Genomic DNA, 19,754 nt, shown 5'->3' with positions numbered 1-19,754 from the left:
AAAGTTTAATAGATAATAATTAGGAACAATTATATGAAGACAAGTCAAATGCTGAAAGTAATACCGATAGCTACATTGGCCCTGCTGATGTCTTGCTCGGGTAATAAGAGTGAGGAAGCCACGGAAACACAGAATGAGAAAGTAAAGGTGAAAGTGGAGACGGTCTCTGTTCAAGACGTGGAGCAACTCAGTGAATTTACCGCTACAGTGGAAGCGAATATCAAAAATAATATCGCTCCCCAAACCCCATTCCGTATCGAGAAAATCTTCGCCGAGGTAGGCGACCATGTAAAAGCCGGGCAGTTATTGGCCAAGATGGACGCTACAAGTCTAAAGCAAGCGAAGATACAATTGGATAACCAAGAGATCGAGTTCAAACGTATCGACGAGTTGTATAAGGTAGGCGGTGCTTCCAAATCCGCTTGGGATGCCCAAAAGACTTCCTTGGAGGTGGCTCGCGAGACGTATAAAAACTTGGTGGAGAACACCCAATTGCTAAGCCCGATCAGCGGAGTCGTAACCGCCCGTAACTACGATAGCGGCGATATGTACAGCGGCGGAAACCCCATCTATACGGTAGAGGAAATCCGTCCGGTCAAATTAATGGTGAATGTCTCCGAGAGTCTTTTTACGAAAGTGAAGAAGGGCCATGAGGTAGACATCCGGCTGGATGTCTACGGAGACGAGGTTTTCAAGGGTAAAGTCAACTTAGTTTACCCGACGATCGATCCCGCTACCCGCACGTTCCCCGTGGAGATCAAGATCGCCAACTCGGATGAGCGAGTGCGACCGGGTATGTTCGCCCGGGTGACAATGAGTTTCGGCCATATGGATCACGTGGTGGCTCCGGATCGCTCTATCGTAAAACAATCAGGCGCCGGCGACCGGTATATCTATGTATGCAAAGACGGCAAGGTATCCTACCAGAAGGTGGAGCTAGGACGCCGTATGGGTGATAAATATGAGATCATATCCGGAGTGGAGGATGGCGACCAAGTGGTTATCACCGGGCAAAGCCGCCTGACGAACGGTATGGAAGTTGAAATCGAAAACGAATAACAGACTATGAGTTTATATGGAACAGCGGTAAGAAAGCCCGTATCGACCGCCCTTGTATTTGTGGCGATCGTGATCTTCGGACTTTTTTCCTTAAGCAGGTTATCAGTGGACTTGCTTCCGGAGATAGAGACGAACACCATCATGGTGATGACGGCCTATCCCGGCGCCAGCGCTTCGGATATCGAGATGAATGTTTCGAAGCCCTTGGAAAACGTGTTGAATAGCGTAAGCGACTTGAAGCATATCACGTCGCAATCCCGTGAGAATATATCGATCGTAACGTTGGAATTTAATTATGGCATCGATATCGATGTCGCCACGAACGATGTCCGCGACAAACTGGACATGGTAGAGTCTTCCCTACCCGATGACGTAGAGAATCCGATCATCTTCAAGTTCGGTACGGACGATATTCCCATCTTGATCCTCTCCGTAACCGCGGAGGAGAGCACGAACGCTCTTTACAAGATCTTGGATGATAAGGTATCCAACCCATTGGCACGTATCAGTGGCGTGGGCGCCGTTTCTATCTCCGGTACGCCGATCCGTGAGTTGCAAGTGTATTGCGACCCGTACAAGTTGGAGGCTTACGGCCAGACCATCGAAGGTATCTCTACCATCATCGCGCAAGAGAACCGGAATACACCGGGGGGTAGCGTAGATATCGGCTCAAATACCTACTCCTTGCGTGTTCAAGGAGAATTCACGGACGCTAAGCAGATGCTGGACCTAGTGATCGGTAGCCAGAACGGAAAGAACATATATCTGCGTGACGTGGCCCGTGTAGAGGACAGTATCGAGGAACGTGCGCAAGAGACGTTCAACAACGGCACGAAAGGTGGTATGATCGTCATACAGAAACAGTCCGGAGCGAACTCGGTGAACATCGCCAAGAAGGTACACCAGAAACTTCCGGAGATACAGGCTAGCTTACCCTCAGACGTGAAGCTGGACGTAATCATGGATACTTCCACGAATATCTTGAATACGATCGATAGCTTGAAAGAGACGATCATGATTACCTTTATCATCGTTATGTTGGTGGTATTCGTGTTTTTGGGACGTTGGAGGGCCACGTTTATCATTATCTTGACCATCCCGATCTCCTTGATCGCTTCTTTCGCTTATTTGCTGGCCTCGGGTAATACGTTAAACATTATCTCGTTGAGCTCACTTTCTATCGCTATCGGCATGGTGGTGGACGACGCTATCGTGGTATTGGAGAACGTAACGACCCATATCGAGCGGGGTAGCCAGCCGAAACAGGCCGCCGTACACGCCACGAACGAGGTAGCTATCTCGGTTATCGCCTCCACCCTTACGATGTTGGCGGTGTTCTTGCCGTTGACGATGGTTACGGGTATGGCGGGTATCTTATTTAAGCAGTTGGGATGGATCGTTAGTATCATCATGATCGTTTCTACGGTAGGTGCCTTGACATTGACCCCGATGCTTTGCTCACAGTTATTACGCCAGCAACCGGAGAAGGGTAAATTGTACCGGATGTTCTTCACGCCTATCGAAAAGGGATTGAACGCCTTGGATCGCGGTTACGGACGCTTCTTGAACTGGGCCGTACGCCACCGGAAAACGGTGATCGTAGGCGCTACGCTGATCTTCATCGGCAGTATGATGCTGATACCGGTCATCAAGACGGAATTTTTCCCGACGCAAGATAACGCACGCATCGGTATAACGATTGAGTTGCCGATCGGTACACGGCAGGATATTACCCGTGAGTTAGCTCTCGACATCGACAAGAAGTTCCGTGAGAAATATCCGGAGATCCTGATCAGTAACTTCACGGAAGGTACGGCGGATACGGATAATACCTTCGCCCAGCTAAGCAATAACGGTACGCATATCATCGAGTTCAATATAAACCTGACTAGCGTGGGCGACCGTGAGAGAGGTCTTACCGAGATTTGCGAGTTGATGCGGCAGGACTTAGCCCAATACAGCGAGATCAAGAAATTCGAGGTACTCGCCGGAGGGCAGGAAGGTTCTATGGGTGGAGAGACCTCGGTTAACATCGAGATCTATGGTTTTGATTTCGCCCAGACGGATGCCGTGGCGAATGAGATCGCCCGTCGTATGAGAAATGTAAAAGGATGCTCGCAAGTAAATATCAGCCGTGAGGATTATATCCCGGAATACCAGATCGACTTCGACCGGGAGAAACTGGCCATCAACGGGCTGAACGTAACCACCGCCTCCATGTATCTCCGAAACCGTGTAAATGGTTCCACCGCTTCAAAATATCGTGAGGATGGAGATGAGTATGATATCAAGGTACGTTACGCCCCAGAGTTCCGTGAGTCCGTAGAGGATCTTGAGAATATTTTGATCTATAACAATGAGGGCAAAGGCATCCGCATCCGTGATTTAGGCAAGGTAGTGGAACGTATGACTCCCCCGACCATCGAGCGTAAAGACCGTGAGCGTGTGATCACCGTATCTGCCGTAGCGGGTAAGGGAGCAGCATTGAGCGACTTGGTTGCCGCCGCCCGGAATGAGTTGAAACAAATGGATATCCCATCCGACGTAAGTTGGCAGTTGGGTGGAACATTCGAAGATCAGCAGGATACATTTACCGATTTGGGTATCTTGATGGTATTGATCATCATCTTGGTATTCATCGTGATGGCTGCCCAGTTCGAGTCGTTGGTAGACCCGTTCGTGATCATGTTCTCTATCCCGTTCGCCTTTACAGGTATCGTATTGGGATTGGCGGTCACGCAGACACCATTGGGCGTTATGGCTTTGATCGGCGTGATCATGTTGATGGGTATCGTGGTTAAGAACGGTATCGTGCTGATCGACTATACGATCTTATGCCGGGAGCGTGGCATGGGTATTATCACGTCGGTAGTGACTGCCGGAAAATCCCGTCTCCGTCCGGTATTGATGACAACGTTGACGACCGTTTTGGGTATGATCCCGATGGCGGTGGGAACCGGCGAGGGTTCCGAGATGTGGCGCTCGATGGGTATGACTGTGGCTTGGGGTCTTTCCGTATCCACCTTGATTACCTTGATTATTGTTCCGACGGTCTATGCCGTATTCGCTGCCAACGGCGTAAAACGAAGACGCCGCAAAATAAGGAAGGCATTACGAAATAATTAATTATCTTTGCGTACCATAGGGAAGCCGAGGCCAAGCAAACCTCGATGGGCATTGTTAGGTCATAACAATGCCCATTGTAAGGTGCTTACGATGCCCATAATAAGCAGGCTTGAATGCCCATCGTAAGAAAAGCTTCCCTACGGATATGCGATCTCATAAAAAACAACTATATGAAAGCGATATTTATATCTTTCAATCAAGCGTATTACGAAGCTATCGTCAGTATCATGGACCGTAATAACCTTAAAGGTTTTACCTATTGGGATGTCGTGCAAGGACGGGGAAGTAAAACAGGCGAGCCACATTACGGCAATCACGCTTGGCCTACCTTGAATTCAGCTATCCTTACGATGGTAGAAGACGAGAAGGTCGATCATTTTCTGGAAATCCTACACAACTTAGACAAGGAAACGGAAGCGCAAGGGCTTCGGGCCTTCGTCTGGAATATAGAGAAAACCATCTAACTTAATTTTTCGAAACAACTACATTAATCTATTGATATGGACAAATCAATCCTGTTTACACCCGGTAAGATCGGTCCGCTAACACTTAGGAACCGCACGATCCGGGCCGCCGCATTCGAGAGTATGTGCCCGAGAAACGCTCCCTCGGAGCAGTTATTCAACTATCACACATCCGTAGCCGCCGGAGGGATCGGCATGACGAACATAGCTTATGCCGCCGTGACGCAAAGCGGCTTGTCGTTCGAGCGTCAGCTGTGGATGCGTCCGGATATTATTCCCGGCCTCCGCAAGCTCACCGACGCTATCCATAAAGAGGGAGCCGCCGCTTCCATCCAGTTAGGCCATTGTGGTAATATGTCGCATAAGCGGATTTGCGGATGCACGCCTATTTCAGCGTCCAGCGGTTTCAACCTCTACTCTCCCACGATCGTACGAGGTATGAGACAATCCGAGATCGCTTCCATGGCTCGTGCCTACGGTGAGGCCGTACGATTGGCACGTGAGGCAGGTATGGACGCTGTCGAGATCCATGCCGGGCATGGTTATCTGATCAGCCAATTCCTTTCCCCGTATACCAACCACCGGAAAGACGAATATGGAGGAAGCCTTGAGAACCGTATGCGCTTCATGAGAATGTGTATGGAAGAGGTGATGAAAGCAGCAGGTTCCGACATGGCCGTAACCGTAAAGACCAATATGCGGGACGGGTTCAAGGGAGGACTTGAAATAGACGAATGTCTAGAAGTAGCCCGTACACTCCAAGACCAATGCGGAGCGCATGCCTTAGTACTAAGCGGCGGATTCGTGAGCCGTGCCCCCATGTATGTAATGCGGGGAGAAATGCCGATCCGTACGATGGCGTATTATATGCCTCGCGGCTATCTACCGATTGGAATCCGCATGGTGGGTAAATATATGATTCCCTCGGAACCGTTTAAGGAGGCTTACTTCCTTGAAGATGCGTTGAAATTCCGCAAAGCCTTACATTTACCTCTTATTTACGTAGGAGGATTAGTCTCCAGAGACAAGATCGAGGAGGTACTGAACGACGGGTTCGAGTTTGTGGCCATGGCACGTGCCTTGGTGAACGAGCCGGGCTTCGTCAACCGTATGAAAGAAGACGAGCACGCCCGTTGCGATTGTGGGCATAGCAACTATTGTATCGCCCGTATGTATAGTGAGGATATGGTCTGTCATAAGAACGTGAAAGGTCTTCCGGAATGTATCGTACGTGAAATCAAAAGGCTTGAATATAAATAATGGAAAAGAAATGGGCTTTAGTCACGGGGGCCAGCTCCGGAATAGGTCTCGCCTATGCCGAGGAACTAGCCTCACGAGGCTATCAGTTAGTGATCGTCAGCAATGAGAAGCAGGCGATCCGGGAGAAAGGTGAGTTTCTCTCCGAGAAATATGGTATAGAAGTTTTGCCGCTTTATCGTGATTTGGCGATCCCCGGGGCGGCCAAGGAGCTATATGATACTTGCCAAGAGAAAAACATCCCAATAGAGGTATTGGTCAATAACGCCGGTATGTTTTTTTTCTGCGAGACCTTACAAGCTAAGGCCAACATCGTCGAGAAAATGCTCTACCTCCACGTGACCACTCCTACCCAGCTTTGTTATTATTTCGGGCAAGAGATGAAGAAACGGCGTCATGGATATATCCTCAATATGTCATCCCTATCTTGTTGGCTACCTTATCCGGGAATTACGCTGTACGCTTCCACCAAGCGATACTTGAAAAGCTTCTCCCGAGGCTTGCGTTCGGAGTTACTGGATTATGGAGTAAGCGTAACCGTACTTTGTCCCGGCGCCGTCGCCACGAATTTATATAACCTAAGCGACAACTTAAAGACCTTAGCGATCCGCCTAGGTATCATGATGCGCCCGGAAAAACTGGCTAAAAAAGGGATTAATGCCTTGTTTCACCACCGGGCTTCCCTATTACCGGGTCTCTTCAACAAAATATGCACACCCCTCGTTGTGCTCCTCCCCCACGGCCTTGTCCGCTGGATCATGCGAACCACGAAATTAGTGAAGCTAGATCGATAATCCGACAAATAACATGCGAAATATTTGTCACATCAAACAAAAATCGTATCTTTGCACCGCTTTTTAGCCCCGTACCGTGTGATGGGAAATTAGGAAGCAAAATAACTAATTTTGAGTAACACAAAAATTAAAGAAAATGAAGACTTTTGAGTTAGAAGGAAAAGGAAGAGAGATCGTCGCTCGTTCCGCTGATCAGAAAAGAGCCTTGAAGGCAATGCGTAAGAACAATGAAATTCCCGCTGTATTATACGGTGGCGAAAAAGTAACTCACTTCACGGTTACAAAAGAAGCCGTTCGTAAGTTGGTTTACACTCCGGAGATTTTCGTTGTTGAGTTAAGCATTGACGGTAACAAGACGATGGCAATCGTTAAGGACATGCAGTTCCAACCTGTAACTGACGAAATCCTTCACATGGACTTCTTGGAAGTATCTAAGGACAAAGCCGTAGTAATGGAAGTTCCGGTTGTTTTGGAAGGTCACGCAGAAGGTGTTAAAGCCGGTGGTAAGTTGTCTCTTCAAATGAGAAAACTGAAAGTGAAAGCTATATACGATCAAATCCCTGAAAAGTTGACGATTAATGTGGATCACCTTGGATTAGGTAAGACTATGCAGGTAGGTGCTTTGCACTTCGAAGGTCTTGAATTGATGAACGCTAAAAACGCTGTTGTTTGCGCCGTTCAATTGACTCGTGCCGCTCGTGGTGCTCAGGCTAAAGGATAATCTGAGGTAAAAACATTATTACAATACATGAAGGGGAGGATATTCATAGAATGTTCTTCCCCTTTCTTTTATAGATTCGAGGATAATGAAATATTTGATAACAGGACTTGGTAATATCGGTTCCGAATATTGGGGAACCCGCCATAATATAGGTTTCCGGGTTGTCAACCATCTGGTAGAGAGCGTAGGAGGCAATTTCACTGAGGAGCGATACGGGGCAATCGCACGCATACGGGTGAAAAACTGTGACTTGATCGTGCTAAAGCCGAATACTTTTATGAACCTCAGCGGCAACGCCGTTCGGTACTGGTTGCAAAAAGAGAACATTCCCGTGGAAAATCTATTGATTGTCGTAGATGATCTGGCATTGCCATTCGGAACCTTACGTCTGAAACCAAAGGGTAGCGACGCCGGGCATAACGGGTTGAAGAATATCGCCCAGTTATTGAATACGCAGGAATATTCCCGCCTTCGTTTCGGCATAGGCAGCGATTTCCCACGGGGCGGACAGATCGATTACGTGCTAGGGAAATTTCCCCCGGAGGAATTGCAATTGATGCCAGAGATATTGGATCGTGCGACAGAGATCATCAAGAGCTTCTGCCTCGCCGGCATCCAGATTACGATGAATCAATTTAATAATAAATAAAAGAGACTGAGAATACAGATATGAACGAGGTACGTATCGATAAATGGATGTGGGCGACCCGTATCTTTAAGACCCGCACGATAGCCGCGGAAGCTTGCAAGAAAGGGCGTATCATGATAGGTGGAGTAACGATCAAACCTTCCCGCATGATCAAGGTTGGCGATGTGATCCAAGTGCGTAAACCGCCGATCACCTTCTCTTTTAAGGTAATCGGATTGATCGAGAATCGTGTGGGCGCAAAGCTCGTCCCGAATTACTTGGAGAACGTGACAACCCCGGATCAGTATGAGATTCTGGAGATGAACCGTATCTCCGGTTTCGTGAACCGTGCGAAAGGTCTCGGACGTCCTACCAAGAAAGACCGTCGTGAACTGGAGCAATTCACTGAGCCGGAATTCATGGATGACGGATTCGATTTCGAGTTCGACTTTGGAGAAGAGGAAGAGGAGTAAGCATACTGATTTCCATTCAATTACATTTACCAATATTTTCATCAAGAAGTAAAAGTATTTTCACCTAGAGGTAAAACTGTTTACATACTGATGTAACGACATTTACCTCTAGAGGAAAAAACATTTACCATTAGAGGTAAATGGCGTTACAACGGTATGTAAACGGCAATTATCCCTATTGATTCTCCTCGGAAAGCAGATTCCCCTCCTCATCCCAGCTACGCCAGACACCAGATTTCTTCCCTGCCGTATAGAACATCTCATACAACAAATTTCCCTTATCACTCCAGATACGCCAAGGGCCGTCCTTTTGCCCTTCCTTATAAGAAGCCAGGCCGATCAGCTGGCCGTTCTCATTATATGTACGCCATTCTCCGTGAAAGATCCCATGATAATAGGAACGCACCTCGGCGATCTTGCCACTCGGATAATAAATCACGTAAGTTCCCTCCGGACGGCCATCTTTCAAATATAACTCCATCTTAAGCATACCATCGTCATAAAATTCCGTATAACGACCCGTATATGGAGTGGTTTGCGTGGCATCGGTATAATACTGTCCTTCGCTTAAAACCAAGTCTTGCGCTTGTACGGTCCATGAGGCCCCCGCCATAAAAGCAGAAAATAACAATAGCTTTTTATTCATGATACATTCTTATCTAAATTATATGCGAAAAGACACCGAGGGATCTTTCCGGATACCTCAGTGCCCCAAACAAATTCACAGCCTATTCAAAGTCAAGCTAAATTAATATTCAGTGTTATTCGGATCGAAGTTGGTCCAGTTAGCGGCCCAGTCATTCTTGCCATCAAAAGCTCCCTTATAAGATACCTTCTCGAAGAAAGCGTCGTTCAAAGCCGTATCAGAGAAATCCGCTCCGTCAATCTTATCCGCTACGATCGATGTATAGTCACCATCTTTAGCGATGATATCATTGCTGGAAGCGTAAGTAAGGTTGCTCAAGTCTGCTGTCTGAAAGTAATTTTGGCTAGTTTCATCCTTGAAATTCTCCCACATACCGGCGAAGATCACATTCTTAACAACCGCACCCACATTTGCGTTTTGCAGATACAAACCGTATGGCCAACCCACGAAAATCGAGTTATACACATTCAAGGAAGAGTTACGGCGGATGTGCATAGCGGCTTGGAATGATCCACCCTTAGCGCCATTAGCCGCGTCTTCCGTAACATAAAAGATATCATTTTCCGTTTTACCAGCTGATTCACCATAGAACGGACCGATCAAGGTCACGTTAGAAAAGACCGGAGTGGTAAGTGGAGTATTATTGGAACCATCAGCGTCGTTATCAGACTCGAAGCCATTGGACTTGGACGTATCAGCGTGCTTCGGGTCGCGAACGCCTAACAAGAACTGCAATTTACCTTGGAATCCATAGTCCGTATCAAACTCATCATCCCAACCTTTGTAAGCAATCAGGTGTTTTGCGTTTACCGTACCGCCAAACCACTCGAATGAGTCGTCGCCACAGAAAGAGACCTGCACGTATTCGATCGTAGTGCCACGGCCAACACCACCGCAAGTCAAACCATTGATCTCCTTATTTGGCTCCAATGGATAACCGGCGAACTCGATACGGACATATTTCACGATACCGGAGTTATCTTCCGGATCCTTTCCACCGTAGTAAGAACGAGGACCGCCCTCTATCTGAGCCTCGCCAGCCGTATTATTCACGATAGACTTGCCACAAAGAATCAAGCCACCCCAATCACCATAGGTACGAGAAGCTTTCGGTTGGTCGGAAGTGAACACGATCGGTTTCTCCGCCGTACCCTCGGCGATGAGCTTTCCGCCACGCTCGACGATCAAGGAGCCTTTAGACGATTTCTCCCCCTTGATTACCGTTCCCGGCTCGATCGTCAAGGTCACGCCATCCGTCACATATACGAAACCTCTCAACAGGTTGTTATCAGCAGCCTTCAAGGTCATATCCGAGGTAATCTCACCTTCCAATATAACATCTTGAGTTTCCTCTACAGGCGGCTCTACATTTACGAGATCATCATCGTCGCCACAAGCGGTTGTTCCAAACATCGTGGCCATACAGAAAGCGGCGGCCACACCTTTTAATAATAACTTGTTCATAAGTAAACGAATTTAGTTTATATGAGTGAATTCAAATTAAAACTTCACGGCTACACCTAGATTCACGGTCACACCCGGACGATAGCTACGGATTAATTGCTCGACCTCCCGTTTCTCTCCGGAAGCCTCTGTTAATTCTAGGAATTGTTTATATTCTACTTTTGAGTTCAATAGATCTTTTACGCCTCCCTTGACCTCCACGTATTTACCGATCTTCTTCGAGAAACTCAAGTCCAAGGAGTTACGGGGCATCTCATAGATATCGGGAATATCATCGTTCGGCTTCTGCTTCGGTACGCCTACCGTCTCAATACGCTTGCCAATCCGGTTATACAAGGCGGAGGCTGAGATTCCTGCGTTGTCATTCTGATAGAATAAGCCCGTATTGATCAAGTAAGGGGATTGCCCCTGCATCGCACGATCCCGCTCGAAAGAGCCCTCGGCGAAATACACCCTACTATGGATATAAGCCCCGTTGAATACGAAGCTCAAGCCTTTCAGACCGATAAAGTCCAGATTCTTCTTGATATCCAGCTCCACGCCGAAAGCATTCGCATGATCGGCGTTGTGGTATGTGTACTGCAATCCGGAACCCGCTTCCATATAGGTTTGCTCGATCGGATTATCGAACCGTTTGTAGAAACCGCCGATCGTCACCGTCTCACCCGGAGCCGGGTAAAATTCATAACGCAGATCCATATTATTCGCATAAGCGTTCTTCAAGTTTACGTTACCCGTGATATTCGCATCTAAGGCGAAATCATAATATACGTAAGGTACGATCTCCCGGAACTCCGCCCTATTCACGGAACGTCCATAAGCCAAGCGTACTTGGTGCTTCTCATTCAAATTATAAGCGATGTTGACGGAAGGAAAGAAATCCGTAGCGTTCTGATCCAGATGCACCGGTTTTATACCGTCCGACTCATAACCATCTAATTTCAATTGATAGTACTCCATACGTACACCTACGTTCGCATTCAGCCTCTCTCCCCAGTTCAGTTTAGCGGCTACGTAAGCGGCACCCAGCAGATTATCGGAAGTATAAGAGTCGCTCTTGTTCGTACTCTCTTTCATATAGATACGATCGGTCGATATATTTGCGTCCGAGAAGACCGAGCTGTAGTCCCATTCGGCAAAACGGTCATAACCACTTCCCAGCATATTATAGACAAAACGACGGGCATCAAAGTTACGTTTCTTAAACTCTCCATATACCCCCGTGTTCAAGACAGGGGTAAACATCTCCGAGACGGCGAACTTATGCTCGTAATTCAAGGCGGCGGAAGCGCTGTTATCTTTCAAGTCTTGATAATAACGAGTCGGGTCGGACACGTAATAACGAGAGTCACCATCCGTCGTACTCTCCAAAGATTTTACCACCTTGCGATCCGGTTCCTTGTAAGCGGCGAAAGCATAACCTAACGTCCAATCCAGTTTATTCATATCTTCTCTCAATTTATGCTCCCCGCTTAGCTGGCCGGAATAGGTAGTGCGTCCGGTATAAAGGGATTCCCATTTCCGGATATTTTGGTCGGAGTAGAAATCCGTTCCCTCTCGTTGCGATAAGGAAGAGGTTCCACGCTGGTTGAAGAAATTCCTGAACTCATATTTGCTCGTTCCCTTCATCAACGACCAGTTGAACAAGGCTCCTAATTTTGTCGTATTCTTATATTGTACATCATCGTAGCGGTAACGGTATGAGGATTGATCCTTGGCCATGTCGTACGAGAGGTAGTTGTTGTTTTTCATCTCGTAATAATCATAGCCCGTGCTATAGTTCACACTGGTGATATTACCGATCTTCATGTCACCGATATCAAAGGTACGATTCATCGTGAACGTCAGTTTCTGTTCCGGCATCGCCGTGAAATGACACACGTTCCATCCCGTATTCGCCCGCTTCGTAAACGCCGCCGCATCCGCTGCCGATATGTCGTTCAAATGAGATGGGGCGTTCGAGGGTAACATTCGGGAGCCAGCGCCAAAGCCCAGATAATCCAAGGCGGAACCTTTCGTCAGTTGGAAATCTCGGAAAGCGGAGTTTGTATTAAACCCGACTTGATAGGAGACGTTGAGCGTATTACCCTCGGGAATATTCTTGGTCAGCACCCGCACGAAACCTCCGGAGAAATCCGCCGGCAATTCCGCCGAGGGGCTTTTATAGATCATCATATTATCGATCAAGGAAGAGGGCAGCACATCGAACGAGAAGGCACGGCTGTCCGTCTCGCTGGAAGGGGTCGTGGCATTGTTCAGCCATACATTATTATAACGTTGCGCAAGCCCTCGAACTACGATAAAACGATCGTCCACGATGGTGATTCCCGGGATACGGCGTAGTACCTCGGCGGCATCGCTATCCTGTGTTTTACTGATTTGTTGGGCGGAAATGCCGTTCACGACCGGAAGGCTCTTGCGTACGGTATTTAATACGGCCATCTCGGTTCCCAATTTCCGTTGGGCCACTACGACCACATTCTGTAATTGGAGGTTAGCGTCGGAAAGCTCGATATTCAACACCGCCTCTTGGCGTGCGACTACCGGAACATCCTTTACCGTTTGCGTTTGGTACGACACGTAAGAGGCGGCTACCGTATAAGTACCCGGCTTCACGTTCTCGATACGAAAATTACCGTCTATATCCGTGATAGCGCCAACCGTAGTCCCCTCGATCACGACCGAGGCGCCGATCAACGGTTCTTTCATCTTAGCGTCCGTAACCGTCCCGCAGATAACCCCTGTTTGTGCCCATAGAGAGAATGACAGGAAAACTCCCATCCAGAAAAGCCCTAACCTTTTCAATCTTTTGCCCCTTAAACTCTTTCCCATTATCTTACTACTTATTATTTCATCTTTGATTTCGACGCGAAAGTACGGGGGCGATATTTCAAAGATGTTTAGATCCGATAACAATAAAGACTACAAATGTTACATTTTTAAGACCGCAACTTTTCCTTATCGTTTGACATAGCTAACGTATTTTTACTACATTTGCACTCCTGAATGCATAAAGACATTTAATAACATGAAGAACATTAAAATTTTTCCGAAAGACTGGTTGCAGTTGCATCCCTATAAACAAAGCACTCCCGTGGATTCCTATTATACCGGAATAGCGAACCGTATCTACGATATCATGGAGAAGACCGAGTTGGTAAACTCCTTCGAGGGCGAGGAAACAAAGCAGATCTGTATCCGCATGGCCGCCTACTTCGAGGACGTGATCTCCGGCATGGGGATTTGGCGTGCCTTCATCCTTACCCATAAGGAGCTATACGGCAAATACCTTCCCTTCTACACTCCGGACGATCATTATTACGACGATGAGGTGAACCTTGAGGACGTGCGCTTCCTCCTTTGGCATTATACCCAGCAGTATCACGGCTATCGTAAAGGCACTTTCGTCAGTCCGGACAACCCTGCCAACGAATCCACCGGCATGCTTATCTACGACCTGTTCTGCAAAGAGTGGACCACGGCGCCGGAGAATACCCGCATGGCCAAGCTTTTCGCCCTTGATACCCGCTACGAGCGGCAAGAGGATTACGACCGTCTATTGCAATGGTTCCATTACGAATCCTATATCCTGCCTGAGTCGGCCCGGGAACTGAGCGACTTCGCCCACGACCGCTGGAAGGAGCAGCCCGACCTCAACCAAGAGCAGCTTAACAACCTGCTCGTCAACAGCCACGGCATGATGGCCTACACCAGCAAGACCTCCTTGCTAGGTCTGACCTCCCCGCAATGGCTGACAAAGATATTGCCCGCCGAGCATCCCGACCATGCGGTATTTCAGAACACCGCCGACGAGTCTGTAGCTACCCTGCCCGACGATATGCTGGAGGAAAACCGCCAACAATACGAGACTTTCCGCAAAGCCGCAGGTGACAAACTGCTTCTCTATTTCGACAAGACCGAAGATGCACAAACATTTATCACGGAGACTTCCGGCCTTATCCCCGCCGAGAACTTCCATCTTCCCGAGGACTGGCAAGGCAAGAAGCTGGCGATCTACGCCACGCCCGAGGAAGGCGCCCAAGTCATTACCCGTGACGTGGAGCTGATCAAGGATGAGAACAATCCCTTCTACGACGCCAACCGTGCCGCCAAGCAAGCGCTCTCTTTCTTCATCGTGAAACATTGCAGCGTTTACTTCCTGAAAGAGCTGGTAGACCGAGGTATGTTGGCCGACGCACAAACAAAAAGCCTTACCAGCCCGGAACGTGGCAAGGCGATCATACAAGAGAATTGGAAGTTCCTAGCCCGCTATTTCATCCGAGAATATCCCGATAGATAAAACAGATAGGAAGCGACATCACAATCCGTGACAGCGCTTCCGGAAAAAAAGAAGCACTGTCGCAAAACGTGACGGTGCTTCTTTTTTTAGTTCATCTTTCATTTAGCAAACTAATCAACCAAATATCTTTCAAATAAAAAGAATAAACCCAGTGAATACTTACAAATAGAAACATTAGATAAGATATTCTTATCTTTTCTCCGTTCTTTCGCTCCTACAAGCAATCACATTATGCCATTAATACCTATATTTGCGAAACAAATTGACGCAATAATCATTTATACGCAAACATAAGGTCAACAAATGAAAACAAACAGAAATCATTTTAATAGCAGACAAGGATTATACGACCCGTCTTATGAACATGACGCTTGTGGAGTAGGAATGTTAGTAAATATCCACGGCGAGAAATCGCACGACATCATCGAATCAGCCCTTAAGGTACTAGAGAACATGAGGCATCGAGGCGCTGAGGGAGCCGATAACAAAACGGGTGACGGAGCGGGAATCCTATTACAGATCCCGCATGAGTTCATCCTCCTGCAAGGAATTCCGGTTCCAGAGAAAGGCAAATATGGCACCGGACTAATCTTTCTCCCCAAAGACGAGGAACAGCAAGCAAGCATCCTCAGTATCCTCATCGAAGAGATCGAGAAAGAGGGATTAACCTTGATGCACTTACGCAAAGTTCCCGTTCATACGGAAATCTTGGGAAAGGACGCACAAGCGACCGAACCGGATATCAAGCAGATATTCATCATCGGCTGCAACGATCAGCAAGAGCTGGAACTAAAGCTATACCTCATACGTAAGCGGGTCGAGAAAAGGGTATCGGCCACCGACCTTCCGGCCAAGGATGATTTCTATATAGCGTCTCTTTCCACCAAAAACATCGTTTACAAAGGCATGCTGGAATCCATGCAGCTACGCCATTACTTTCCGGACCTGACGCAACCTTATTTCACTAGCGGACTGGCCTTGGTACACTCACGTTTCAGCACCAACACCTTCCCCACTTGGAGCCTGGCGCAACCTTTCCGCCTACTGGCACATAACGGGGAAATCAACACGATACGAGGCAACCGGGGATGGATGGAGGCCCGGGAGAGCGTACTATCCTCCCCCAGAATCCCGGATATCAACGATATACGCCCGATCATCCAGCCGGGCATGAGTGACAGTGCCTCACTGGATAACGTATTGGAATTCTTCGTGGCCTCCGGGATGAGCCTGCCGCATGCCATGGCGATGCTGGTACCGGAGAGTTTCAACGAGAAGAACCCGATCTCCGAAGACCTAAAGGCTTTCTACGAATATCACTCCATCTTGATGGAACCGTGGGACGGGCCTGCCGCCCTGCTCTTTAGCGACGGACGCTACGCCGGAGGCATGCTAGACCGTAACGGTCTCCGCCCCGCCCGCTACCTGATCACGAAACATGACATGATGGTCGTGGCCTCCGAAGTCGGCGTCATGGATTTCGAGCCTAACGAGATCAAGGAAAAAGGCCGTCTGCAACCCGGAAAGATCTTACTCATCGATACCGAGAAAGGCGAGATTTATTACGATAGCGAGCTGAAGGAACAACTGGCGAACGCCCAGCCCTACCGTACTTGGCTGGAGAAAAACCGGGTGGAATTGGACGAGTTGAAATCCGGCCGTAAGATTCCTCATAAGGTAGAGAAATACGACAAGCTACTGCGTACGTTCGGATACAGCCGTGAGGATATCGAACGTATCATCGTACCGATGTGCACGGGAGGGGCGGAACCGGTCGGCTCCATGGGCAACGATACGCCACTGGCCATATTATCCGCCCGTCCGCAAATCCTCTATAATTATTTCCGCCAACAATTCGCCCAAGTAACCAACCCGCCGATCGACCCGATCCGCGAGGAACTCGTCATGAGCCTGACCGAGTATATCGGGGCCGTGGGAAGCAATATCTTAGTTCCAACCGAGAGCCACTGTAAAATGGTTCGGCTGAACCATCCGATCTTGACCAATACACAACTGGATCTCCTGTGTAACATCCGGTATAAGGGCTTTAAAAGTGTTAAGCTTCCCACTTTGTTTGACGCAGAGAAAGGATGCGCAGGACTGAAAGCTGCCTTGGACGAATTATGTAAACAAGCGGAGCAATCCGTCACCGACGGCGTTAACTACATCATTTTAAGCGACAGGAACGTAGATGAGAAAAAAGCGGTGATCCCCTCCCTGTTAGCGGTAAGCGCCGTGCATCACCATCTGATCTCCGTGCAGAAAAGGGTGCAAACAGCGCTGGTAGTGGAAACCGGCGAGATGCGTGAGGTAATGCACGCCGCCCTCTTACTAGGCTACGGAGCCAGTGCCATCAACCCCTATATGGCTTTCGCTATCTTAGATGATCTGGTAGACAGACAAGAGATACAATTGAATTACGAGACTGCCGAGAAGAATTACGTAAAAGCCATTTGCAAGGGTTTATTCAAGGTTATGAGCAAGATGGGGATCAGCACGATCCGCAGTTATCGGGGAGCAAAGCTTTTCGAGGCGATCGGCCTAAGCCGGGATCTGGCAGAGACTTACTTCGGGGGAACCACCAGCAACATCGGTGGTATCCGCTTGGAAGAGATAGCGGCAGATGCGATCGCCATGCACAATGACGCATTCTCCCACCCCACGGATTCTTTATTGGAACATAAAGGCATTTATTCCTTCCGCAAGGATGGCGAGAAACACGCTTGGAACCCGGATACCATTTCCATGCTTCAACTAGCTACCCGCTTGGGGAGCTACAAGAAATTCAAGGAATATTCCCATGTGGTTGATGAGAAGGAAAGCCCCATATTCTTGCGTGATTTCCTGACCTTCAAACAACGCACCCCGATCCCCTTGGAGCAGGTAGAGCCGGAAGAAGCGATCATGCGCCGCTTTGTCACGGGAGCGATGAGCTTCGGCTCTATCAGCCGGGAAGCGCACGAGACGATAGCTATAGCCATGAACAAGATACACGGACGCAGTAACACGGGCGAGGGTGGTGAGGACTCGGCTCGTTTCATCCCCCGTGAGGACGGGTTATCGCTCCGCTCCGCCATCAAGCAAGTAGCCTCCGGACGCTTCGGCGTGACCACGGAATATCTGGTAAACGCCGACGAGATCCAGATCAAGGTCGCCCAAGGAGCGAAACCGGGCGAAGGAGGACAGCTTCCCGGCTATAAGGTGAACGATATCATAGCGAGAACCCGTCACTCGATTCCGGGAATCTCTCTGATCTCTCCTCCACCTCACCACGACATTTATTCGATCGAGGACTTGGCACAACTGATCTTCGATCTGAAGAACGTGAACCCTCAAGCCGAGATCAGTGTGAAACTCGTATCCGAGAGTGGCGTGGGAACTATCGCCGCCGGTGTAGCCAAAGCTAAAGCGGACCGGATCGTGATCTCCGGGGCGGAAGGAGGAACGGGGGCTTCCCCGATAAGCTCTATCCGTTACGCCGGAATCCCACCCGAGCTAGGACTATCCGAGACTCAACAGACGCTCGTGATGAACGGCCTCCGGGGACAAGTCCGCTTGCAAACAGACGGACAATTGAAAACCGGACGGGATATCGTATTGATGGCGATGCTGGGTGCCGAGGAGTTTGGATTCGCCACCTCCGCCTTGATCGTCTTAGGCTGTGTGATGATGCGTAAATGCCATATGAACACGTGTCCGGTAGGTGTCGCTACCCAAGATGAGGAATTACGTAAACGCTTTCATGGCCGACACGAATATTTGGTGAATTTCTTCACCTTCCTCGCCCGTGAAGTTCGAGAATATCTGGCAGAGCTAGGCTATACGAAACTAGACGATATCATTGGCCGTACGGACTTACTCATGCGTAAACCTTCCGATCATATCGAGAAACATGATCTATTGGATCTCAGCCGCTTGATCCATCTACCGAAACAAGCCGCCACGCAGGTCATCCATCATGTCACCCGTCAACTCCACGCGATCGACAACGTGAAAGATGTGGATATAATCCGTCACGCAAAGGCCGCCATCGAATCCGGACAGGAAGTATCGTTGGATTACGCGATAGCCAACACCGATCGTTCCGTAGGAGCCATACTTTCCGGCGAGATCGCCAAGCGGTACGGGAACATCGGGTTACCGGAGAACACCCTGCATATCAAGTTCAAGGGGGCGGCGGGCCAGAGCTTCGGAGCCTTTCTGGCTCACGGCGTACATTTCCGGTTGGAAGGCGAGGCGAACGACTATCTCGGAAAAGGATTGAGCGGCGGACACATCAGTTTAATGCCTCCGGTACGCTCCACCTTTATAGCGGAAGACAATACGATAGCCGGTAATACCTTATTATATGGGGCTACCAGCGGTGAGGTTTATATCAACGGCCGGGTCGGAGAGCGTTTCTGCGTGCGAAACTCCGGGGCGATCGCTGTCGTGGAAGGTGTAGGCGACCATTGTTGCGAGTACATGACCGGAGGCCGGGTTGTCGTCTTAGGCAATACAGGCCGGAACTTCGCCGCCGGAATGAGCGGTGGTGTCGCTTACGTGTGGAACAAGAATGGTGATTTCGACTACTATTGCAACATGGAAATGGTAGAGCTTTCCTTGATCGAGGATAGCACCTCACGAAAGGAACTTCATGAATTGATCCGCAAGCATTATCATCATACCGGCAGCCATCTGGCCGGATTGATGCTCGATAACTGGAACAAGTACGTGGATGAGTTCATCCAGATCGTCCCGATCGAATACAAGAAAGTACTCCAAGAGGAACAGATGCGCAAACTCCAACGCAAGATCGCGGAGATGCAGAAAGACTACTAAA

Annotated in this window: 13 protein-coding genes; 10 read left to right on the top strand and 3 right to left on the bottom strand. The window is 48.8% G+C overall.

Going from position 1 to position 19,754, the window contains the following annotated elements; all coding sequences use genetic code 11:
* The first annotated feature begins 33 nt into the window (after nucleotides 1-33).
* From DW033_RS07600 to DW033_RS07565, 8 genes are all read left to right on the top strand, one after another.
* The gene (locus tag DW033_RS07600; protein WP_008774010.1) at nucleotides 34-1,059 is read left to right on the top strand and encodes an efflux RND transporter periplasmic adaptor subunit; all 1,026 of its coding nucleotides are present in this window, start codon (nucleotides 34-36) and stop codon (nucleotides 1,057-1,059) included.
* 6 nt (nucleotides 1,060-1,065) lie between these two features.
* A complete protein-coding gene (locus tag DW033_RS07595) occupies nucleotides 1,066-4,185 on the top strand; it encodes an efflux RND transporter permease subunit (RefSeq protein WP_048928072.1) in 3,120 nt (1,039 codons plus the stop codon).
* A 170-nt stretch (nucleotides 4,186-4,355) separates the two neighbouring features.
* Complete coding sequence (locus DW033_RS07590) at nucleotides 4,356-4,649, top strand: PG0541 family transporter-associated protein (protein WP_005866064.1); 294 nt, start codon at nucleotides 4,356-4,358, stop codon at nucleotides 4,647-4,649.
* Nucleotides 4,650-4,685: 36 nt separating this feature from the next.
* Nucleotides 4,686-5,909: an NADH:flavin oxidoreductase gene (locus tag DW033_RS07585; RefSeq protein WP_122382618.1), complete on the top strand. Its 1,224-nt coding sequence runs from the start codon at nucleotides 4,686-4,688 to the stop codon at nucleotides 5,907-5,909.
* The gene (locus DW033_RS07580) at nucleotides 5,909-6,700 is read left to right on the top strand and encodes an SDR family oxidoreductase (protein WP_122382617.1); all 792 of its coding nucleotides are present in this window, start codon (nucleotides 5,909-5,911) and stop codon (nucleotides 6,698-6,700) included. Before DW033_RS07585 ends, DW033_RS07580 begins: the two co-directional genes overlap by 1 nt.
* A gap of 136 nt (nucleotides 6,701-6,836) precedes the next feature.
* Nucleotides 6,837-7,421, top strand: coding sequence for a 50S ribosomal protein L25/general stress protein Ctc (locus tag DW033_RS07575; RefSeq protein ID WP_005861962.1), 585 nt, complete (start codon nucleotides 6,837-6,839; stop codon nucleotides 7,419-7,421).
* Nucleotides 7,422-7,506: 85 nt separating this feature from the next.
* The gene (gene pth, locus DW033_RS07570; RefSeq protein ID WP_005861960.1) at nucleotides 7,507-8,070 is read left to right on the top strand and encodes an aminoacyl-tRNA hydrolase; all 564 of its coding nucleotides are present in this window, start codon (nucleotides 7,507-7,509) and stop codon (nucleotides 8,068-8,070) included.
* Nucleotides 8,071-8,090: 20 nt separating this feature from the next.
* A complete protein-coding gene (locus DW033_RS07565) occupies nucleotides 8,091-8,522 on the top strand; it encodes an RNA-binding S4 domain-containing protein (protein WP_008774015.1) in 432 nt (143 codons plus the stop codon).
* A 175-nt stretch (nucleotides 8,523-8,697) separates the two neighbouring features.
* Here the strand turns inward: DW033_RS07565 and DW033_RS07560 are convergent, their stop codons facing one another.
* The 3 genes from DW033_RS07560 to DW033_RS07550 form a co-directional block, all read right to left on the bottom strand.
* A complete protein-coding gene (locus DW033_RS07560) occupies nucleotides 8,698-9,168 on the bottom strand; it encodes a toxin-antitoxin system YwqK family antitoxin (protein WP_005866059.1) in 471 nt (156 codons plus the stop codon).
* Nucleotides 9,169-9,270: 102 nt separating this feature from the next.
* Nucleotides 9,271-10,632 carry a hypothetical protein gene (locus DW033_RS07555; RefSeq protein ID WP_005866058.1) on the bottom strand — a complete coding sequence of 454 codons (1,362 nt, stop codon included), beginning with the start codon at nucleotides 10,630-10,632 and terminating at the stop codon, nucleotides 9,271-9,273.
* 36 nt (nucleotides 10,633-10,668) lie between these two features.
* Entirely contained in the window at nucleotides 10,669-13,464 is a 2,796-nt protein-coding gene (locus tag DW033_RS07550) for a TonB-dependent receptor (protein WP_122382616.1), read from the bottom strand.
* 196 nt (nucleotides 13,465-13,660) lie between these two features.
* On the opposite strand from DW033_RS07550, the gene DW033_RS07545 reads away from it, so the two are divergent.
* Together DW033_RS07545 and gltB are read left to right on the top strand one after the other, a co-directional pair.
* The gene (locus tag DW033_RS07545; RefSeq protein ID WP_122382615.1) at nucleotides 13,661-14,932 is read left to right on the top strand and encodes a DUF3843 family protein; all 1,272 of its coding nucleotides are present in this window, start codon (nucleotides 13,661-13,663) and stop codon (nucleotides 14,930-14,932) included.
* A gap of 303 nt (nucleotides 14,933-15,235) precedes the next feature.
* The gene (gene gltB, locus DW033_RS07540) at nucleotides 15,236-19,753 is read left to right on the top strand and encodes a glutamate synthase large subunit (protein WP_122382614.1); all 4,518 of its coding nucleotides are present in this window, start codon (nucleotides 15,236-15,238) and stop codon (nucleotides 19,751-19,753) included.
* Nucleotide 19,754 lies beyond the last annotated feature (1 nt).

Origin of the sequence: Parabacteroides sp. AF39-10AC, assembly GCF_003635405.1 — a bacterium.
Lineage (GTDB): Bacteria > Bacteroidota > Bacteroidia > Bacteroidales > Tannerellaceae > Parabacteroides > Parabacteroides distasonis.
Note: the sequence above shows the minus strand (reverse complement) of the source record. Positions and strands in the feature narration are given on the sequence as shown.

What these genes read in the sequence shown, in the direction of transcription:
- DW033_RS07600 (WP_008774010.1), top strand. Translation starts at nt 34, where the DNA reads ATGAAGACAAGTCAAATGCTGAAAGTAATACCGATAGCTACATTGGCC.
- DW033_RS07595 (WP_048928072.1), top strand. Translation starts at nt 1,066, where the DNA reads ATGAGTTTATATGGAACAGCGGTAAGAAAGCCCGTATCGACCGCCCTT.
- DW033_RS07590 (WP_005866064.1), top strand. Translation starts at nt 4,356, where the DNA reads ATGAAAGCGATATTTATATCTTTCAATCAAGCGTATTACGAAGCTATC.
- DW033_RS07585 (WP_122382618.1), top strand. Translation starts at nt 4,686, where the DNA reads ATGGACAAATCAATCCTGTTTACACCCGGTAAGATCGGTCCGCTAACA.
- DW033_RS07580 (WP_122382617.1), top strand. Translation starts at nt 5,909, where the DNA reads ATGGAAAAGAAATGGGCTTTAGTCACGGGGGCCAGCTCCGGAATAGGT.
- DW033_RS07575 (WP_005861962.1), top strand. Translation starts at nt 6,837, where the DNA reads ATGAAGACTTTTGAGTTAGAAGGAAAAGGAAGAGAGATCGTCGCTCGT.
- pth (WP_005861960.1), top strand. Translation starts at nt 7,507, where the DNA reads ATGAAATATTTGATAACAGGACTTGGTAATATCGGTTCCGAATATTGG.
- DW033_RS07565 (WP_008774015.1), top strand. Translation starts at nt 8,091, where the DNA reads ATGAACGAGGTACGTATCGATAAATGGATGTGGGCGACCCGTATCTTT.
- DW033_RS07560 (WP_005866059.1), bottom strand. Translation starts at nt 9,168, where the DNA reads ATGAATAAAAAGCTATTGTTATTTTCTGCTTTTATGGCGGGGGCCTCA.
- DW033_RS07555 (WP_005866058.1), bottom strand. Translation starts at nt 10,632, where the DNA reads ATGAACAAGTTATTATTAAAAGGTGTGGCCGCCGCTTTCTGTATGGCC.
- DW033_RS07550 (WP_122382616.1), bottom strand. Translation starts at nt 13,464, where the DNA reads ATGGGAAAGAGTTTAAGGGGCAAAAGATTGAAAAGGTTAGGGCTTTTC.
- DW033_RS07545 (WP_122382615.1), top strand. Translation starts at nt 13,661, where the DNA reads ATGAAGAACATTAAAATTTTTCCGAAAGACTGGTTGCAGTTGCATCCC.
- gltB (WP_122382614.1), top strand. Translation starts at nt 15,236, where the DNA reads ATGAAAACAAACAGAAATCATTTTAATAGCAGACAAGGATTATACGAC.